Source organism: Clostridium sp. YIM B02555 (genome assembly GCF_022320955.1).
Taxonomy (GTDB): domain Bacteria; phylum Bacillota; class Clostridia; order Clostridiales; family Clostridiaceae; genus Clostridium; species Clostridium saccharoperbutylacetonicum.
Window position 1 is genome coordinate 44,453 of sequence record NZ_JAKJJY010000013.1, and the last position, 20,978, is coordinate 65,430.

Genomic DNA, 20,978 nt, shown 5'->3' on the forward strand with positions numbered 1-20,978 from the left:
AGGGTTTTATAGTACGTTTTAATTTTTATCATGAGCATTAGTATTTTGGTTTCCTCTGAAGCCATAGCCATCTGAAATTATTCTTCCAATTCCAGTTACTTTACCAGTTATACAGCCCCTACAATGAGCTGGAGTATCTCCAGTACATATTTTCCCAGGATAAAGAGCATAAAGCTTTCTATATTCGCCTTCAGTTACATTTGGCATTACAACATTTGCACCACTTTGAAGAGCAACTATTCTTCCATTAGGAGCTAAAGATTCCATTGCTGTTGTTGCAGGAATGTTTATATCAGGAAGTAATAATCTAGTTAAAGCCATAACTTTTAGTGCTAGAGTAAGGTTTCCACCCTCTGCGTCTTTTAAAGGAGTATCTTCATTTGGAATGAAGGGTCCTATACCTATCATATCTGCATTAATTTCCTTAAAGAATAATATATCTTTAGCAATAGATTCAAGAGTTTGATTTGGAAGACCAACTAGAATACCACTTCCAACTTCATAGCCTAAATCACGTAGATTATTAAGGCAATTTAATCTTTCTTCAAAACTCATTTCAGGATCCATAGCTTCATATAGTTTTTTATCGGTGGTTTCAATACGGATTAAGTATCTATCAGCGCCAGCAGCTTTAAAAGCTTTATATTCATCATAAGTCTTTTCACCTAAGCTTAAAGTTAAAGCAACACCTAATTTCTTAATTTCTTGTACTATTTTAGTCATTCTTTCAATTGTAAAGAAATCATCCTCTCCGCCTTGGAGTACAAGGGTTCTATAGCCATAAGTAACTGCTTTTTTAGCAAAATCTAAAATTTCTTCTTCAGTCAATCTATATCTTTCAATATTTTTATTATCTCTTCTCAAGCCACAATATAAACAATTTCTTTTACATATATTTGTGAATTCAATTAATCCTCTTAGATGAACAAAATCACCTAAATACTTTTGGCGAACATCATCAGCGGCTTTAAATAATTCTTGGTTTATATCATCATTTTGCAATAATTGTAATATTTCACTTTCATTTAAATTATGTGTAGTCTTAGCTTTTTCAATAAGTTTAATCATATATCCTCCTAAGTTAAATTTGAATATAACATGTGATTATTATTAGTATACTATAGAATTTATTAATGGAACAATAGAAATAATAGAAAATTATAATATATATTATCGATAAAAATATATTGTTTTTCGATAAAAATATATTGAAATGCAAAATAAATCATACTATAATAAACAAGAGGTGAGAAATTATGAAATTAAAAGCAGATTTTTTAAGTAAAATTTTATACGTAATTATTAGTTTGGGACTTATTGTTTTAACAGCAGTTATAATTGGTTTACCTTGGGTAATGCCGATTATATTTAATGAAAGCACTTTCTATTCTATAGTAAATCATACTTCAATACTTGTACTACTGTATTTAACTGGTATACCAACCTGGATAATTTTATGGATGACAAAAAAATTGGCTGAGAATATTATAAAACGTGAACCATTTTCGGATAGTAGTATTTTTAGTTTGAAATGTATTAGTATTTGTTCAATTTTCGTTTTTATTTGTTATCTATATACATGTGTATTTTTAAGTGCAACCCTTGGAACAATTACTATTGCTGTAGGGGCTTTTATGGTTTCACTTATTTCAACGATTATTTATAAGCTAGTAGAAGTAGCAGTTGAAATACAAAGAGAAAATGAATTAACTATATAGAAAAAGTAGTAAGTTGTATCTTACAATAAAATTTCATAGCAAAAGGAGCAACAATAACTGATTTACGCATATTAGAAGAGGTGATATAAATGGCTATAATAGTTAATTTAGATGTTATGCTGGCAAAAAGAAAAATGAGCATGAATGAGCTTTCAGAAAAAGTTGGAATTACACTTGCAAATTTATCTATATTAAAAAATAACAAGGGAAAGGCAATTAGATTTTCAACATTAGATGCAATTTGTGAAGTGCTAGAGTGTCAGCCAGGAGATTTATTAGAATATATAAAGGAAGATTAGAAAAATTGAATTAGAAAGATTTACACATATAAAAAGAGCAGCTATGCTGCAACAACGGAACTTATAAAAAGAGCAGCTATGCTGCAACAACGGAACTTAAATAAAAAGAGCAGCTATGCTGCAATACGGATCATTTATGCAACAACGGAACTTTCCTGCAACAACAGAACTTAAATATAACAATCAAATTAAGAGAATAAGGAGTAAATTATATGATTGGACAAGATGGAAAAGCTATGATAGCAGCAACTATTGGTACTATATTATTTATGGAACTTTTGATTTTTGGTGGATGGGGAATAGCTGTACCTATAGCTGTAATTAGTTATTATATTTTGATTTTTTGGCAAAGTAAAATGTTAAAAATTGAGCAAGATATTAAAAACAATATATTACTAATACCAATAGTTATGACAGCGTTATGCTTCATGTTTTTTGATAATGCTTTGCTTAAGTTTTTTAATATACTATTTTTGTATGGACTAATTGTATTACATACAAGTCAACAATTTGGAATTAATTCGTATAATCCATTATCCTTTAGATGGTTTCTAGAAATAATTCCAGTAGGCTTATTTATGCCAATAAAGAATATTAGTAAACCTATTAATATAATTAATGAAACAATAAAAGCAAGGTCTAAAGAGTCTAATAAGATTTTTTTAAAGATTGCAATAGGGCTTGTAATTGGTTTTCCTATAGTGTTTATTGCGACATTACTTTTAATGAATACTGATGCAGCATTTAATGGTGTAATAGAGCTGATATCCAATAAATTTAATTTTGATTTAACATGGATATTACAGAGATTAATATGCTTTGTAATTATATTTTTCCCATTGAATGGTTTCTTCTATACAATTAGAAATAAAAGGGAAAGTGTAGATGAACAGAAAGAAAGAAGTAAAAATATAAAATTTGATTTTATTATTGTTGTTACAATTGCTAGCTTCCTTTGTGTTGTTTATATGATCTATTGTTTATCTCAATTAACTTATTTTATATCTGCATTTAAAGGAATATTACCTTCAGATTATACTTTTGCAGCATATGCAAGAAAGGGCTTTTTTGAATGCATTCCATTAGGTGGTATAAATTTAATTTTAATTATAGTGCTAACAATGTTTACTAATGCTGAAGAAAATAAGAAAAGAAGCTTTACAATTAATGGATTTGCGTTTTATCTTATTGCATTTACTTTATTTTTAGTAATTTCAGCATTTTCGAAAATGTGGCTTTACATTAATGCTTATGGGATTACAATTATGCGTGTTTATGTATCTTGGTTTTTAATATTAGGTTGTATAGCTTTAGTATTGATAGGAATTAAGACATTTTATAATCAATTTAAACTTACTAAAAATTTATTTATTATTTTTACAATTATGTTTTTGGGCTTAAATTATGCAAATATTGATTATAGAATTGGAGAATATGATGCACAGTTATATGAAACAGGACAAGTGAACACTATAGGTGCATTTGATGATTTGAGTGTTTCGGCGCTTGAACCTCTAATTAGAATATCTATTATAGATAAGAATAGTAAAGCGATAATAAATGAATATAAAAATAGGGTATATGAAGAAAGAACGTGGCAGGAATGGAATTATGCAAACTACAAGGGAAGAGAGATAATTGACAAAGTGATGACTAAATAGAAAGTATAGAATATTTATAATATTTCAAGAGAGGTAGTGTAAATGAGGAAAATACTATTATGTTTTTTGATTATTGTAGTTATAATAGGCTTTAGTGGTTGTGGGACTGTACTTTTAGGAGAAAAGTATAAAACAACGAATATTTCTAACTATAGTAAATATTTTGGTCAAAATGGACAGCATAATAATGAGATATTTCCATACAAGGTTCCTAGTTCTGCTAAAATTGAAGAGTTTTACTATTATTATTATGATCCGTTTGATCCTAATTATGTATCATATTTGGTATACTCATGTAATGATGAAGATTATAAAACAGAAATAGATAGACTAGCAAAGTTAGATTCTTCTAAGAATTATTTGATATATAATGCAACAGGATTTAATTATCCAGTATGTGCAGTCTATGCTGATAGTTATAAAGGTTACATTTATGCTTTGACAGATAAACAATATAACAAATTGATTTATGTTGAAATTAATTTTTGTAATTATTTTTCTGACATTGATTATGAAAAAATAATTGATAATAAATATCTCCCAATGGATTTTGATGCAAAACCAGGGAATCCAACTCAGCAAGGCTTTAAGGAAAGTAAACTTAGAGAAAAATAGACATTTATGTTATACATTAAAAAATAAAGAATTCTCATTAAAAGAATTCTTTATTTTTATATGCTTAATTATTATTTAAGCAGCATGGGCTTTAGTTTTATCATTATCAATATTATTAGAATTAATTGTTTCATTTTTTGTTTCAATAAAATCTCTAACAACTTTAACTATTTGTATTATTAAAGTTGGGATAAAAGCTAACAAGTGAATTAATAGCATTTCATTAGTAGTCAGTGGAGTTATTTCAAATAGTCCTTGTAAAACAGGAATAAGTAAAACTGCATTAATTAGTATAACGCCTGATATGAAAGCTATCCAACTAAATTTATTACTAAAAACTCCTAGAGCAAAAATAGATTTTTTACCACGACAATTAAATCCGTGGAATAATCTTGCTAAACATAAGGTACTAAAGGCCATGGTCATTGCTATTCCATGATTGCCAGTAGCTAGTCCTATATGATATGAAGTCATAGTGAATATCCCTATAAGCAAACCTTGTAAGCAGATATCAGTAATAAAATCTTTAGTCAATATTGATTCATTGGCATCTCTAGGTTTATCTTTTAAAACATCTCTTTTAGATTTTTCCATACCTATTGCAATAGCCGGTAAACTATCTGTTAAAAGGTTAATAAATAGTAAATGTACAGCTGCAAATGGAACAGGAAGTGCTAATAGTGACGAATAAAGTACAGCAAGTATTCCAGACATATTACCTGAAAGAAGAAATTTAATAGAATTTTTTATATTAGCATAAATATTTCTCCCGTTAGTAACTGATTTTACAATAGTAGCAAAATTATCATCTGTTAATATCATTGAAGCTGCATCCTTTGAAACTTCAGTACCGGTTATTCCCATTGCAATACCGATATCAGCTTGTTTAAGTGCTGGCGCATCATTAACACCATCTCCAGTCATAGCAACAATCTTACCTTTGTTCTGCCAGGCTTCAACTATTCTTATTTTATGCTCAGGTGAGACTCTGGCATAAACTGATATATGTTTTAATTTAGAGTTAAGTTCAGCATCTGACATTTTATCAAGTTCTAATCCTTCTACGGCTAAATCACCATCTTGTAGGATCCCAATTTCTTTTGCAATAGCAGAAGCTGTAATCTTATGATCTCCAGTTATCATTATTGGTTTAATAGACGCTTTAATACAATCACTAACTGCTGCTTTAGATTCTTCTCTAGGTGGATCAATCATTGAAATTAATCCAAGGAAGGTAAAGTTGTCTTCATCCTCTAAAGAAAGTTCTCTATCTTCAGCAAGTTCTTTATAAGCAAAAGCTAATACTCTTAACCCTTGCGATGAAAGTTCTCTATTAGTGTTGTTTATATTGATTTTATCGTTATTGGTAAAGGTATTTGTACCATTTGATGTCTTTATTGAAGTAACTCTATCTAATAATACATCAAGTGCACCTTTAGTAATCATTATATTTTTTCCATCAATATTATGAAGGGTACTCATAAGCTTTCTGTCAGAGTCAAAAGGAATTTCTTTAAGCCTCTCGTGGGTATTTCTATAGTCAAGTTCATTTATAGAATATTTATGAGCTAAGTTAACTAAAGCAACTTCTGTTGGGTCACCAATTTCATTTCCATCTATAGAAGTTGAGTCGTTACAAAGTACAGAACTAGTTAAAAGAAAACTTACATCAGAATTATCTGTATCTATCTTATTAGCATCTATTAATTTGTTATCAACAAAAATTTTCTTTACAGTCATTTTATTTTGAGTTAAGGTTCCAGTTTTATCTGAACAGATAACAGATACACATCCAAGCCCTTCAACAGCTTTTAATTTCTTTATAATTGCATTTTCTTTAGCCATTGATTGAGTCCCTATGGCTAATACTATTGTAACTATTGAACTAAGAGCTTCAGGAATAGCAGCAACAGCAAGAGCAACGGCAAACATTAAAGAATCTAAAATATCAGTACCTCTGTAGATGCTTAATCCAAATACAATTATACATATTCCCATTATTGCTATAGCAAGCTTTTTAGAAAAATCATTTAAAGAGGCTTGAAGTGGAGTGGTCTTTTCCTGAGTTGACTCCATAAGAGAAGCTATTTTACCAAGCTCAGTATTCATACCAGTATTAGTAACAAGAACTGTTGCTCTACCGTATGTAACTAGGGAGCTAGAGAAAACCATGTTTTTTTGATCACCTAGAGCGACTTCATCTTTATCAATAACCTCAGAGAATTTGTCCACACTTTCTGATTCACCAGTTAGTGAACTTTCATTAACTTTAAGAGAGAAATTTTCTAAAATTCTACCATCGGCAACTACTAAATCACCAGCTTCTAAGATTAATATATCACCAGGAACAACATCTTTAGAAGGTATTTCGATTTTAACTCCATCTCTAATAACTTTAGCATTAGGTGCAGATAGTGCTTTTAAACTATCCAAGGATTGTTCAGCTTTAACATATTGGATAGTTCCTAAAATAGCATTTAAAATTATAACAGCAATAATTACAAAGGTGCTTTCCATGTTGCCAGTCATAGCTGAAATAATAGCAGCGATAATTAAAATGATTACTAATAAGTCCTTAAATTGTTCTATGAATACAGAGAAGATACTTTTCTTCTCTTTTTCATTAAGAATATTTTCTCCAACTGTGTTTAAAATTTCTGAAGCTCTTGTGCTTGTCAGACCAGATAAGGTAACATCAAAGTTTTTCAATGCTTCCTCTGTAGTTTTAGAAAAATACTTTCCCATAAATTACATCTTCCTTTCGAATTAGATATTTTAGATAAAAACTATTTATTGAAGTTATAAATAAAAAGAGACCTTTAATATAACTTCGATTTTGAAGCTATATTAAAAGTCTCGTTACCTTAAAGGTATATAACACCAGACTAAAAATTTAGCCGCGATTGTTGATGTTATATTTATAACTACTCCCCTTTAATATAAAGTAAGTGTTTATACTAGTATAATATAAAAATAATTAAAGGTCAATAATAATTGTTTAAAAGGTTATTTTATAACGCTTAGTGTGCTGGAAATAATAAAATAACTGGTTATACTTTATTTTTTATATTTATTAATTTAAAATAGTTAATTATGGATATAATTTATACTTATAGTATAATAAAGTAATTAAATGAAGGTGGAGGAGTAATTTATGACTGGACTTGTACTTGAAGGTGGAGCTTTTAGAGGATTATTTACAGCTGGAGTATTAGATGCTCTTTTAGATATAAGAGCAGAATTAAAATATGTGGTTGGAGTATCCGCTGGGGCTACAAATGCTTATTCCTATGTTTCTAAGCAAAGGGGAAGAAATTTAGAAATAATGGAAAGATTTATGGATAATAAAAGATATATTAGTTATGGAAATTTAATAAGGTGTAAATCTTTAATGGATTTAGATTTTGTATTTGATGAGATACCTAATAAACACTGCGTGTTTGATTATAAGACGTTTTATGAATTTAATGGGAGAATGTTAGCTGGTGCTTTCAACATTCAAACTGGAAAAGTAGAATATTTTGATAAGGAATTATTAGATAAAAGAAATTCTATACTTAGGGCAAGTATAGCAATTCCTTTGGTATTTCCATTTGAAAAGATTAATGGAAATTACTATGCGGATGGAGGGCTTTCTGATCCTATACCAATTAAGAAATCAATAGAAGATGGAAATGATAAGAACATAATTGTGTTGACTAGAAATGAAGGGTATAGAAAAACACAATCCAAGACTAATAAATTAACTTATAGAATATATAAGAATAAGTATCCAAAGTTGGCAAATGTATTAAGAGACAGGCATATTAAATATAATGAACAGCTTGATTTCTGCAAGAAATTAGAAGAAAATGGAGATGCAATGATAATAAGACCAACAGTAGATATGAATATAGATAGATTCGAAAGAGATAAAAATAAGTTAAAGGCAATATACCAAAATGGATATGATTTAATTGTAAATAATAAAGAAAAAATACTTAAATATATATAATCAAGTAAAGAAGCAGTAGAGTATATTACTTTTTTATGGTATAAAGAGGAGTATCAAATATATAAGTCATTATAGGATTTAGATTGTCTTTGATGTATAATATTCAATGAAAATAAATAGATATATTGAATGTAAGTAAGGGAGATACGAATAATTATGCCTAATAAGAATCCAAAAGTATATGATCAAGTTATAGATGATATTAAAAATAAAATAAAATCAGGGGAAATAAAAAAAGGAGATAGATTACCATCAGAAAGAGAGCTGTCAGAATCACTTGGGGTATCAAGAACATCTATAAGAGAGGCTATAAGAGCGTTAGAAGTAATTGGTTTAGTGGAAAGTAGACGTGGAGCGGGAAATTATATAAAAACTAATTTTGAAGATTCATTATTTGAACCACTTTCAGTTATGTTTATGTTACAAGAAAGCTCTCCAAGGGAAATGTTTGATGTAAGAGAATCTCTGGAATTACAGTGTGCTAGGTTATCAGCTAAGAATATACAAGATAATGAACTTGCACTCTTAGCAGCAATATTAGATAGAATGTATCTTGCAGAAAGTGAAGAAGAAAGTCTTGAACTGGATATTAAGTTTCATTATATAGTAGCAAAAGCTTCGAGAAATGTATTATTAATTAATGTTCTAGAGGTTATTTCGCAGCTAATGGATGAATTCATTAAAAAGTTTAGAATGCAAATTTTACATGTAGGTAACACAAAGGAAAGTTTATTAGAAATACATGAAAATTTATTTAGAGCATTGAAAAGTAGAGATGAAGCTAAAGTTTATAATGCTATGAAGGAACATTTCAATTTAATTAGAAAAGCATATGACTATGATGAGTAAATAGTATAGTTGATTAAGAGATAAATTAAATATGGAGATAGTTTAGAAATATTAAAGAAAATAACAAGTTTATATTTGTGATGGATATTTTTTATCAAGCAATTGGCACTTATGTGAGACCTAATAAGGTGAATTTGCCAGTATGAATTGATGAAAAATAAACTTACAGATATGCTTGTTATTTTTTATACAAAAAAATAACAAGCACAACTAAAATATTATGCTAAAAAAATTTTTTTGAAAAGTTAAAATAATAACAATGCCTGTGCTGTATTGAAAAAACGAGAAGCATAAAAAAATAAGTGGATTTTTCTATGTAAACATTTTCTGTTAATTATATAACTATTATTTACAATTAATATTTTGGTCGATATAATAAAAAGTGAAATTGGTACTACCAATTTGAAATTGGTATGATATAATAAAAGGGAGGAGTTCAATTGTATTTATCATTTTTTTTAGCATGTATTCCTATTGTCTGGCTCATGGTCTCTCTTGGAAAGCTTAAAATTCCAGGATACAAGGCCTGTCCTATTGGATATTTAATAACGGTGTTAATAGCTGTAATTATCTTGAAGATGAATATTACAAATGCTATTACGGCAACCTTAGAAGGTGTTGCAACAGCTTTATGGCCAATAGTACTCGTAATTATAGGTGCAGTATTCACTTATAATTTATCCATTTATACAGGAAGTATGGAAATTATAAAAAAGATTATGACAAGTGTTACAAGTGATAAAAGAATTTTAGTATTAATACTTGCCTGGGGCTTTGGAGGATTTCTTGAAGCTGTTGCAGGATTTGGAACTGCAGTTGCAATTCCAGCAAGTATACTTGCTGCACTAGGGTTTGAACCAGTCTTTGCTGCAATTATTTGTTTAGTGGCTAATACTACACCAACAGCTTTTGGTGCGATAGGTCTACCAGTATCTACATTAGCTCAAGTTACAGGTTTAGATGTAGGTCAATTATCTTACATAACAACTGTTCAGCTAACAATAATGATAATATTAATTCCCTTTATATTAGTTTCCTTAACTGGTAATGGTATAAAAGCTATAAAAGGAGTTTTTGGAATTACATTAGCATCTGGAGTTGCATTTGCAGTACCACAGATACTTGTAGCTAAATTTATTGGAGCTGAATTACCAGCAGTAATTGGATCAATAGTTTCGATTGCAGTAACAATATTTATGGCAAAGAAATTTTACAATGATAAAAAGGATGAAAAAGAAATTGATGTTACTTTTAAAGAAGGTTTTATGGCATGGCTACCATTTGTATTGGTATTTCTATTCGTAATGATATGCTCACCACTCTTTAAAGCGATATATACTCCATTATCTCAAATAAAAACTTCAATATTGATTTATACAGGACAGGGAGCAAAACCAGATACTTTTTCGTGGATTGTAACGCCTGGAGTATTGATAATTATAGCAACTTATTTAGGTGGTTTACTACAAGGATATAAGTTAAAAGAGATAAGTGTAGTTTTGGTGAAGACGTTTAGACAGATGACAAAATCTGCTGTAACAATAGTTTCAATTGTATCTCTAGCTAAGATAATGGGATACAGTGGGATGATAAATTCGATAGCGCAGGTATTGGTATTAGTGGCTGGAGGATTTTATCCAGCAGTTGCTCCAGTAATAGGAGCGCTAGGAACGTTTATAACCGGAAGTGACACATCAGCTAATATACTCTTTGGTCAACTACAAGTTCAGGTAGCAAATGCTATTGGAGCTAATCCATATTGGATTGCAGCTGGTAATGTACTTGGAACTACAGCTGGAAAGATGATTTCACCTCAAAGTATAGCAGTTGCAACAGCAGCAACTGGTTTAATAGGAAATGAGGGGAAAATATTAAATTCAGCATTAAAAGTTTGTGTAGTATACATAGTTATCTCTGGAATAATAGTATTTTTCGGTGGATCAATATTGGGATTTTAAAACATAAACGCAGATAAATTTTAATCACCGCAAGGTGTAATATATAAATTTAAATATAAATTATTAGGAGGAAAAATATAATGAATATTTTAGTATGTATTAAACAAGTACCAGGAACTTCAAAAGTTGAAGTTGATCCAGATACTGGTGTATTAAAGAGAGATGGTATAGATTCTAAAATGAATCCATATGATTTATATGCTTTAGAAACAGCATTGAAGATTAAAGAAGATGAAGGTGGAACAGTTAAGGTTTTGAGTATGGGACCTAATCAAGCGATGAGTGTAATAAAAGAAGCTTTTACAATGGGTGCTGATGGAGGAACATTACTATCAGATAGAAAATTTGGAGGAGCTGATGTTTTAGCTACTTCATACACAATAGCTCAAGGAGTTAAAAAAATGGGAGATTTCGAACTTGTAATTTGTGGCAAACAGACCACAGATGGTGATACAGCTCAAGTTGGTCCTGAAATGGCAGAGTGGCTTAACATACCTCATGTGGCAAATGTTAAAAAAATAGTGAAAATAGAAGATAAATTTATTACAGTTGAGATGGACATGCCTGAAAGTATTGAGACAGTAAAAATAGCATATCCTTGTTTAATCACTGTTGATAAAGGGATTTTTGAGCCAAGACTACCATCTTATAAGAGGAAATTAGATACACAAGATAGAGAAATAACAGTGTTAAGTCTTAATGAATTGGATGATAAGAATGAAATGAATTATGGTTTAAATGGTTCTCCTACTCAAGTAGAAAGAATTTTTCCACCAGAAGTTAATAATGACAGGGAACTATGGACAGGAAATTCTAGTGAATTAAGTGATAAAATTGGAAGCAAGTTAAAAGAACTTAAATTTATTTAATTAAGGTTTATAAGAAATAAGTCGATGGAGGAGAAGAGATTATGGCAAAATTAGTTGTAAATCAGGATAAGATAACAAATATTGAAGAGTTAATAAAAATTTGTCCTTTTGGCGCTCTTGAAAATAATGCTGGCAAAGTTGAAATAAATGGAGCATGTAAAATGTGTAAGCTTTGCGTTAAGAAAGGTCCTAAAGGTGCAGTTGAATATATAGAAGATGAAGTTAAAGAAATAGATAAGAGTGCATGGAATGGAATAGGTGTATATGTTGACCATGTTGAGGGTGAGATACATCCAGTTACTTATGAATTAATTGGGAAGGCTAGAGAATTAGCAGGTAAAATAAATCACCCTGTTTATGCAGTGTTTGTTGGAAATAATATTTCTCATAAAGCAGAAGAACTTTTACACTATGGTGTTGATAAAGTTTTTGTGTATGACGATAAAGCATTAGAATACTTTAGAATAGAACCGTACACAGCAGCATTTGAAGATTTTATAAACAAAGTTAAGCCAACCGCTTTATTAGTAGGAGCTACAACAATAGGAAGATCTTTAGCACCAAGAATTGCAGCAAGATTTAAGACTGGACTTACAGCAGATTGTACAATTCTAGATATTAAGGAAAATACAGATCTTGTTCAAATAAGACCAGCTTTTGGTGGTAATATAATGGCTCAAATAATCACACCAAACTCTAGACCTCAACTAGCAACTGTTAGATATAAAGTTATGACAGCACCTAAGAGAAGTGAAGAGATAACTGGTGAGATAGTCAATTGTAATATTGATAAAGAAAAATTAAATTCAGGAATAGAAGCACTTGAAATAAAGAAAAAAGTTTCAGAAGTTGGAATAAGTGATGCAGAAGTAATTGTTGCAGCAGGACGTGGAGTTAAGTCAGAAAAAGATTTAGAGATGTTAAAAGAATTAGCAAAAGCTTTAAATGCAGAATTTGCATGTACTAGACCGCTTATTGAATCAGGATGGATTGATGCTAAGAGACAAATTGGATTAAGTGGAAGAACCGTTAGACCAAGACTTATAATAGCTTGCGGTATTTCAGGAGCAGTTCAGTTTACTGCAGGAATGAATAATTCAGATTATATTTTTGCAATTAATACAGATGAAAAGGCACCAATATTTAAGGTTGCTCATTATGGAATTATTGGAGATATGTATGAAGTAATTCCAGAATTAATAGAAAAAATAAAACTTGCTAAGGAGGCATAAACTATGAGCTACAAAGAAGTTGAATTAAAAGATTATGAATATATATTGTCTATAGCAGAAAATGATAAAGAAAGAGTCTTTTTTAAAGACCAAATAAATGAAGACTATAGTCATGATGAATTAGGTGGAATAAAAAAGATGCCTGACATAGTGGTTCAGGCAACTAGTGCAGAAGAAGTTTCAAAGGTAATGAAATATGCGTATGAAAATAATATTCCAGTTACTCCAAGGGGGTCTGGTACTGGGCTTGTAGGTGCAGCTGTTCCTCTTAAAGGTGGAATTGTTATTGACCTTAGCAGGATGAATAGAATCTTAGAACTAGATGATGAAAACTTAACTCTTACTTTAGAACCTGGAGTACTTTTAATGGATATAGGAAAATATGTTGAGGAGTTTGATTTATTCTACCCTCCAGATCCAGGTGAGAAATCTGCAACAATTGGTGGAAATATAAGTACTAATGCAGGTGGAATGAGAGCGGTAAAATATGGAGTTACAAGAGATTATGTAAGAGGTCTTGAGGTAGTTCTTCCAAATGGAGAAATAGTAGAACTTGGAGGAAAAGTTGTTAAAAATAGTTCTGGATATTCATTAAAAGATTTAATGATTGGTTCAGAAGGAACTTTAGGAATAGTAACAAAAGCAGTTTTGAAATTATTGCCACTTCCTAAAAAGGCTTTAAGTCTCTTAGTTCCATTTGAGAGTCTTGAAAAAGCAATAGAAACTGTTCCTAAAATAATTAAGTCAAAATCTATACCAACAGCTATAGAATTTATGCAAAGAGAAGCTATTTTAGCTGCAGAAGAGTTTTTAGGAAAGAGTTTCCCTGATAAATCTTCGGATGCATATTTATTATTAACTTTCGATGGAAATTCCACAGAAGAAATTGAAAAGGCTTATGAAAATGTTGCGAAAATATGTTTAGAATCAGGAGCATTAGATGTACTTATTTCTGATACAGAAGAAAGACAAGAATCTATATGGTCAGCTAGAGGATGTTTCCTTGAAGCAATTAAAGCATTAACAACTGAAATGGATGAGGTTGACGTTGTTGTGCCAAGAAACAAGATTGGAGAGTTTGTTACCTTTACACATGAACTAGAAAGCAAAGCCAATGTTAGAATAAAGAGTTTTGGACATGCTGGAGATGGTAATTTACATGTGTATATATTAAGAGATGAATTAAATGAAGAAGAATGGAAAGCAAAATTGAGTGAAGTTATGCAAATAATGTATGACAAAGCTAAAGAATTAAGAGGACAAGTTTCTGGAGAACATGGTATAGGTTTTGCTAAAAAAGGATACCTAAAGCAATCACTACCTGATAAATGTATAAATATAATGCAAGGAATAAAATTAGCATTTGATCCTAGAAATATATTAAATCCAGGAAAAGTATGTGAATAAAGTATTATATATTGGTTCTGGAAAAGTATCTTAAGAATATTATGTGATAATATAATAAATAGTTTAGTGAAAAAGAGTAGTTAGTATTTTAAACTACTCTTTTTTCGTTGATAATATAATTTATAGATATTCAAAGCGAGAATTAGACTTATGCAACAATTACCGAAATCAGATACATTTATCTTCCACAGGACTAGTGAAATTTTCGCTGGAAGGTTCTAAGCGGAAGGTTGCACCCATTTCTGCATGTTCCTAAAGTAAATTTATGACAAGCAGAAAATGAAACAACCTTAGAGGAAACTCGACTCACGTTCGTTCGCTGAGTAAGCGATTCACACCAAATCAGTTTTTTAAAGGAGGTTAACTCATGAATGAGTTAACTAAGTTCAAGAAACCAAATCATAGATTTGGACTTTCACTTATCTGCTTAACAACCATCATCAGTTCAATTTCACATGCCTGCTTCCAGAAAAATGTATTTAATTTCTAGTGTAGTGTTACGATTATAATTTCTCAATGATGTATGTATATTCCATTTATAAGTTTGATTCTTAAATTGGATATCTATATAAAAGAAGAAAAAATAATATTAACAAAACCTTTTGTATAAATTAGTGCTCTTATATTATAGGAGCTCCAAAGAAGAAAAGAGGTGCAAGAATGGAGATAGAAGAAATAATAATGCGTTGTAAGCAGGGAGAAAAAGAAGCCTTCCGTGAACTTTTACAGACTGTTGAAAAAAAGGCATTAGCAACTGTTCATTTTTTGGCAGGAAATAAAGGGATTGCGGAAGATATACTTCAAGAAACATATATGAAATGTTTTATAGAAATACACAAACTTAAAGAACCACAGGCGTTTAAAGTATGGTTCTTTAGAATTCTTATTCGTACAGGATGGAAAATGTTAAAAAAACAATCAGAGCTGGTTCCATTGGAAATAACATCAGAAAATGAAGAGTTGTTTTGTGATGAAAACCAAGGGAAAAGGAATGTAATTGATAATTATGAAATGAAAAGTGTAATGGAAAATGCAATTAATGATTTAAGTGAAAATTTAAAAACAGTTGTCATTCTTTATTACTATAATGATATGTCAATAGAAGAAATTTCAAAGGTTACAGGCTGTTTCAAGGCTACGATAAAATCAAGACTATTTTATGCGCGGGCAGCCTTGAGAAAGCAATTAGGAAACTGTATGGAAAATGAGCATGGAGTGCGAATAGTTAAATAGAAGGGAGTGTAATTAAAATGAGGAATAATGATAATTTAGATAATGTTATAAAGTCTGCAATAGATGATAATATATCTTATATCGAGCCTTCAAGAGATATTTTTAATGAGGCTTGGAATAAGAAGGAGAAAGAAATGTGCAAGAAAGAAAAAATTAATATAAAACATATGAAGAAAGTTGCACTAGTGCCTGCATGTCTCATCACACTTAGCATTTTAGGTGTTTTTACATTTTCATCAGGAGCAAGGGTTGCTGCAGAGGAGATGTTAAAAACAATATTTTATCCAGATAAATATGGGAATGTTGTAGAGAATTCACAAGAGACAAAAATTCCAGTTTATAGTGCACCTATACCAATAGATGATGAAAATAAGAGTGATATAGAGAGAAGATTTGGTTTTAAAGTTAACTTACCTGAAAAGTTTGGTAAATATATTTATTCAAAGGAAAATGATGAAGTTAGAGTGCCATATGCTAGGATAAGAGTTGAAAACGTAAAATATAAAGAGATAGATAGTATAATGCATGAATTAATAAAGGCTGTATATGATGATACCGCTTATAAAAAACTTAATAAGAAATATAAGTTAATCGGAAATGTGGACTCAAAATATACAGATGGGCAAGGCAATGAATTTTGGTTGACTTTGATGAAAGAAAATGAGGATTCAAAAGAAGATAATGAGAATATTGAGCAAGAAATTACTATTGATGATATTGTATGTAAAATTATAAAAGAATCACAACCTGAGTACAATATGAAAGAGGTTGGAAATGGAGTTAGTAGGACAGACATGGAAAGTAAGCCTGTTGATATTGTGACTAAATATAATATGGAATGGGAATATGACGGTGTAAAATATTATATATACGTTGGAAAAGATCTTTCAAAAATTAATGAAATTAAAGAATTTGTATCAGAATATATTAAAGTATTGTAAAAGATAACTGAGTAGTATTTTATGGCATATAGAATACTACTCAGTTATTTTTTGTTAAATGATATTTATATTTAATAGTATTATTATTTGAAGTTGTTTTTTGAAATAGATAAAATATAAAAATAGAAATATTACTCGATAATAAAATTTTAAATTATTAATAATTATATTAAAATATTAAAATTTTAATATACAAGCGTTAAAAAATATGCTATACTTGTAAAAGATTAATGGTTTTGTTAACAGATTCGTTAAATAAATTAATGCTTCAATGGGGAAGAATAAACTAAGAGTTTTTTTATTAAAACTTTTAATTTACTTTTCCTTTTTGTATAGGAATAATTATGAAAAAAATAATGATAATTACATAAAATAAATTTATTGACAAGATTTAAAATGTAATTTATATTAAAAAGTATATAATACCTATTGAAATAGTAGGATATAAATTGGGGATTAGTTAATGTTAATAAACTAAAATGATTTATTAAAACAATAATTTGTAATACTAAATCATATTAGATTAATGCAATAATTAAAAAATAAAAAGGGGGATAAAATAATATGAAAAAAAGAATATTAGCATGTGTGCTTGCTGGGGTGCTTGCTGCAACCGCTCTTGTAGGATGCGGAGGTAGTGGACAAGCAGCTAAGACGGCAGCAGCAAAAACCTTTATATTTGCGCAAGGAGCAGATCCAAGAGGTCTTGATCCAGCTTTTGTTGACGATGGAGAGTCAGCTAAAGTTATGTGTAATATATATGAAGGCTTAGTTAAATACGGGGATGATAATACAAGCGTTGAACCATGCTTAGCAGAAAAATGGGATATTAGTGCAGATGGCAAAGAGTATACTTTCCATCTTAGAAAAGGAGTTAAATTCCATGATGGAACTGATTTTAATGCAGATGCAGTTGTTAAATCAGTAAGTCGTCAATTACCTCCAAATGCAACAGATGATATGCCTTATGCTTCATTTACTTTTAATGGAGTTAAAAAGGTTGAAGCAGTTGATGCAAATACAGTTAAATTTACACTTGAGTCTGCTAATACACCATTTTTAGCAAATCTTGCAATGACACTTGCAGCTCCAATTGTAAGTCCAACTGCTCTTGAAAAAAATAAGGGTAATTTAAATGAGGCACCAGTTGGTACTGGACCATTTAAATTTGTTTCTTGGGAAAAGGGATCAAAAGTAACTCTTGAAAAGAATAATGATTACTGGGGCGAAAAAGCAAAACTTGATAAAGTAGTAATCAAGATTGATAAAGAAAATTCAGTAAGAGCTAGTGAACTTATGACTGGTGCAATTGATGCAATGGATGGATTAGATCCAAGTGATGTTGATAAATTAAAAGAAAAGGGTATGAATATATTCTCTAAACCTGGAATGAATATAAATTATATGGCTTTTGATTGTGACAGAGCTCCATTTAATGATCCAAAGGTAAGAGAAGCTGTATCTTATGCAATTAATCGTAATGAATTAGTTCAATATTTATATCAAGGTTATGCAGATCCTGCAAAAACTATGTTACCTAATTTTATTGCTGGATATAAGGATGTAGCAGCATACGAATATAATCCAGAAAAAGCTAAACAAATGCTTAAAGATTTAGGAAAAGAAAATCTTAAAATTAAGATGATTACTTATTCTAATCCAAGACCTTATAACTCTGTTGGTGGACAAAAATTAGCAGAAGCGGTACAAAATTATTTAAGCAAAGTTGGTATTACTGCAACAATTGATGTATATCAATGGACTGAATATAAAGATAAAACTAAGCAAGGTGAAGGCGATATTAAATTCTATGGATGGAATGGTGATAATGGAGATGCAGATAACTTCTTATCATTAGTTGATAGTAAAGAAATTGCTTCAAGTTTAAATGTTGCTAGATACACAAATCCAGAAGTTGATAAACTTTTAGCACAAGGTAAAGCTACACCAAATGGGGATGCTAGAAACGCAATATATGGACAACTTCAAGATATACTTGCAAAAGAGGCACCATGGGTTAACATTTCATATGCTAAATCAATGGCAGCTTCATCAGCAAAGGTTAAGAATTTCAGTGTTCATCCAACAGGTTCAGTTTTCTTCCAAAAGGTTGATAAAGAATAATTATTACTTTAACTAAGCTCCGGCAGAAGTCGGAGCTTTCCAATTAAGGTACATGAAACAAAATAATCAATTTAAGATGCGATGTATAATATTTTTCATCAGAAGAGATTTTATGCGTGCATAACTTGATATTTTTGAATGTACCCAATACATATTCAAAGAGGTGAGGTTATGTTTAAGTATTTTATAAAGAGATTATTATTGTTAATACCAGTAGTTATTGGAGTTTCAATCCTAGTATTTTTAATAATGCATGTATTTTCAACAGATCCTACGTCAATAATTTTAGGTCAGCATGCTAGCCAAGAACAAATAGATGCTTTGAGACAGCAATTAGGATTAAATGATCCTTTGTATGTTCAGTACTTTAAATTTATAGGTGGTATTATTACAGGAGATTTTGGTACATCTCTTATAACTAAAAGTTCTGTGGCTACTGAGATTTTCTCAAGATTTCCTGCAACTATCGAACTTGCAATACTTTCTATAATAGTAGCATCTATTGTAGGTATAACACTTGGAGTTATTTCAGCTGTAAAGCAAAATTCGATTTTAGATTATCTTTGTATGGGGACATCTTTAGTTGGGGTATCTATGCCTATATTTTGGCTTGGATTACTATTGATAGTTTTATTTTCAGTAGTATTGGGATGGTTTCCTGTATCAGGTAGAGCAACTATAGGGTTAGAGCCAGATAAGATTACTGGACTTTATCTTCTAGATAGCTTGATTTCAGGTAATATAGCTGCTTTTATTGATTCTTTAGAACACTTAGTGTTACCTGTGATAGCACTTTCATCATATTCTACTGCGATTATTGCTCGTATGACACGTTCTACTATGCTTGAAGTTTTAGGACAAGATTACATTAGAACTGCAAGATCTAAAGGATTAGCTGAAAAAATAGTTATAAAAGGTCACGGTTTAAGAAATGCTTTAATCCCAGTAGCAACTGTTATTGGACTCCAATTAGGATCTTTGCTTGGAGGGGCTGTTTTAACGGAAGCAGTTTTTTCGTGGCCAGGAATAGGAAGCTATACAATTGATGCTATTTTAAAGTCAGATTATCCTGTGGTACAAGGGGCTGTTATGATAATGGCTATTATATTTGTTTTAGTAAATTTATTTGTTGATTTACTTTATGCATTTATAGATCCTCGTATTAAATATTCTTAAAGATGGAGGCATTTTATGGAGACGATCAATTTAAATTATCAAGAAGAAAAAAAATCATTATTGAAAAGATTTAAGAAATTTATGGGATTAGTCATTTCAAATAGAGCTGCACTTGTTGGATTAATTGTTATTGTAGTAATAGTGCTAGTTGCTATTTTAGGAAGTTTTATAATGCCTTATGATCCTAATACTGGTGAACTATCAAGTTCACTTCAAACTCCATCAGCTTCACATTTTTTTGGAACAGATGAACAAGGAAGAGATATTTTTTCAAGGGTAATCGATGGTACTAAAATTTCACTTAGAGTTGGTATAGTTGCAGTAGCTATTGCTTTATCAATTGGAACTGTAGTTGGTTCAATTTGTGGATATTTTGGAGGAAGGCTTGATATGTTCTTAATGAGAATTATGGATATAATTTTGGCATTCCCATCATTATTACTTGCAATTGCATTTATGGCAGCTTTAGGTAGAGGAATTGATAAAGCTGTTATTGCAATTAGTATAGTTACTATTCCTGAATATGCACGTATAGTACGTGGTTGTGTGTTATCAGTAAGAGAAAGTGAATATGTACAAGCAGCGAAGGCAATTGGAAATAATGATTTTGTTATAATTTTTAAACATGTACTTCCAAATATCTTATCGCCAATAATTGTTCGTGCAACACTTGGAATTTCAGGTGCAATCTTAGATGCTTCAGCATTAGGCTTTTTGGGACTTGGAGTTCAGCCACCATATGCTGAATGGGGAACAATGCTTGGTTCAGGTAGAACTTATTTCTTTAACGCACCACACATAATTTTATTCCCAGGTCTTGCTATTACAATTACTGTACTTGCATTTAACTTACTCGGGGATGGGCTTAGAGATGCACTTGATCCTAAGCTAAACGCTTAAGG

At 30.2% G+C, this 20,978-nt stretch carries 17 protein-coding genes; 15 read left to right on the forward strand and 2 right to left on the reverse strand.

Annotated elements, in window-relative coordinates; translation table 11 throughout:
- Positions 1-18: 18 nt before the first annotated feature.
- Positions 19-1,068 (reverse strand): [FeFe] hydrogenase H-cluster radical SAM maturase HydE, encoded by a 1,050-nt coding sequence (hydE, locus tag L3B98_RS17415; RefSeq protein WP_015390484.1) that lies wholly within the window; start codon positions 1,066-1,068, stop codon positions 19-21.
- A 188-nt stretch (positions 1,069-1,256) separates the two neighbouring features.
- Between hydE and L3B98_RS17420 the strand changes: the two genes are divergently transcribed.
- From L3B98_RS17420 to L3B98_RS17435, 4 genes are all read left to right on the forward strand, one after another.
- Positions 1,257-1,718, forward strand: coding sequence for a DUF2975 domain-containing protein (locus L3B98_RS17420; RefSeq protein ID WP_077359943.1), 462 nt, complete (start codon positions 1,257-1,259; stop codon positions 1,716-1,718).
- An 89-nt stretch (positions 1,719-1,807) separates the two neighbouring features.
- Positions 1,808-2,017, forward strand: coding sequence for a helix-turn-helix transcriptional regulator (locus L3B98_RS17425; protein WP_015390486.1), 210 nt, complete (start codon positions 1,808-1,810; stop codon positions 2,015-2,017).
- Positions 2,018-2,229: 212 nt separating this feature from the next.
- A complete protein-coding gene (locus tag L3B98_RS17430) occupies positions 2,230-3,678 on the forward strand; it encodes a DUF4173 domain-containing protein (RefSeq protein ID WP_238917686.1) in 1,449 nt (482 codons plus the stop codon).
- Positions 3,679-3,720: 42 nt separating this feature from the next.
- Positions 3,721-4,293, forward strand: a complete 573-nt coding sequence (locus tag L3B98_RS17435) for a hypothetical protein (RefSeq protein ID WP_238917687.1) — start codon at positions 3,721-3,723, stop codon at positions 4,291-4,293.
- Between the two features lie 75 nt (positions 4,294-4,368).
- Here the strand turns inward: L3B98_RS17435 and L3B98_RS17440 are convergent, their stop codons facing one another.
- Positions 4,369-7,038: a cation-translocating P-type ATPase gene (locus L3B98_RS17440; RefSeq protein ID WP_238917688.1), complete on the reverse strand. Its 2,670-nt coding sequence runs from the start codon at positions 7,036-7,038 to the stop codon at positions 4,369-4,371.
- Positions 7,039-7,447: 409 nt separating this feature from the next.
- On the opposite strand from L3B98_RS17440, the gene L3B98_RS17445 reads away from it, so the two are divergent.
- The 11 genes from L3B98_RS17445 (at position 7,448) to nikC (ending at position 20,976) form a co-directional block, all read left to right on the forward strand.
- Positions 7,448-8,287 (forward strand): patatin family protein, encoded by an 840-nt coding sequence (locus L3B98_RS17445; RefSeq protein ID WP_238917689.1) that lies wholly within the window; start codon positions 7,448-7,450, stop codon positions 8,285-8,287.
- Between the two features lie 156 nt (positions 8,288-8,443).
- Positions 8,444-9,136, forward strand: coding sequence for a FadR/GntR family transcriptional regulator (locus L3B98_RS17450; RefSeq protein ID WP_015390491.1), 693 nt, complete (start codon positions 8,444-8,446; stop codon positions 9,134-9,136).
- A 440-nt stretch (positions 9,137-9,576) separates the two neighbouring features.
- A complete protein-coding gene (locus L3B98_RS17455) occupies positions 9,577-11,094 on the forward strand; it encodes an L-lactate permease (protein WP_275298446.1) in 1,518 nt (505 codons plus the stop codon).
- A gap of 80 nt (positions 11,095-11,174) precedes the next feature.
- Positions 11,175-11,963 carry an electron transfer flavoprotein subunit beta/FixA family protein gene (locus L3B98_RS17460; RefSeq protein ID WP_238917690.1) on the forward strand — a complete coding sequence of 263 codons (789 nt, stop codon included), beginning with the start codon at positions 11,175-11,177 and terminating at the stop codon, positions 11,961-11,963.
- Positions 11,964-12,004: 41 nt separating this feature from the next.
- The gene (locus L3B98_RS17465; protein WP_077359955.1) at positions 12,005-13,195 is read left to right on the forward strand and encodes an electron transfer flavoprotein subunit alpha/FixB family protein; all 1,191 of its coding nucleotides are present in this window, start codon (positions 12,005-12,007) and stop codon (positions 13,193-13,195) included.
- Between the two features lie 3 nt (positions 13,196-13,198).
- Positions 13,199-14,602 (forward strand): FAD-binding oxidoreductase, encoded by a 1,404-nt coding sequence (locus L3B98_RS17470; protein ID WP_238917691.1) that lies wholly within the window; start codon positions 13,199-13,201, stop codon positions 14,600-14,602.
- A 660-nt stretch (positions 14,603-15,262) separates the two neighbouring features.
- Positions 15,263-15,835, forward strand: a complete 573-nt coding sequence (locus L3B98_RS17475; protein ID WP_015390496.1) for a sigma-70 family RNA polymerase sigma factor — start codon at positions 15,263-15,265, stop codon at positions 15,833-15,835.
- Between the two features lie 17 nt (positions 15,836-15,852).
- The gene (locus L3B98_RS17480; protein ID WP_238917692.1) at positions 15,853-16,776 is read left to right on the forward strand and encodes a hypothetical protein; all 924 of its coding nucleotides are present in this window, start codon (positions 15,853-15,855) and stop codon (positions 16,774-16,776) included.
- Positions 16,777-17,340: 564 nt separating this feature from the next.
- Complete coding sequence (locus L3B98_RS17485) at positions 17,341-18,900, forward strand: ABC transporter substrate-binding protein (RefSeq protein WP_015390498.1); 1,560 nt, start codon at positions 17,341-17,343, stop codon at positions 18,898-18,900.
- Between the two features lie 171 nt (positions 18,901-19,071).
- The gene (locus tag L3B98_RS17490; protein WP_015390499.1) at positions 19,072-20,076 is read left to right on the forward strand and encodes an ABC transporter permease; all 1,005 of its coding nucleotides are present in this window, start codon (positions 19,072-19,074) and stop codon (positions 20,074-20,076) included.
- A gap of 15 nt (positions 20,077-20,091) precedes the next feature.
- Positions 20,092-20,976: a nickel transporter permease gene (gene nikC / locus L3B98_RS17495; RefSeq protein ID WP_015390500.1), complete on the forward strand. Its 885-nt coding sequence runs from the start codon at positions 20,092-20,094 to the stop codon at positions 20,974-20,976.
- Positions 20,977-20,978 lie beyond the last annotated feature (2 nt).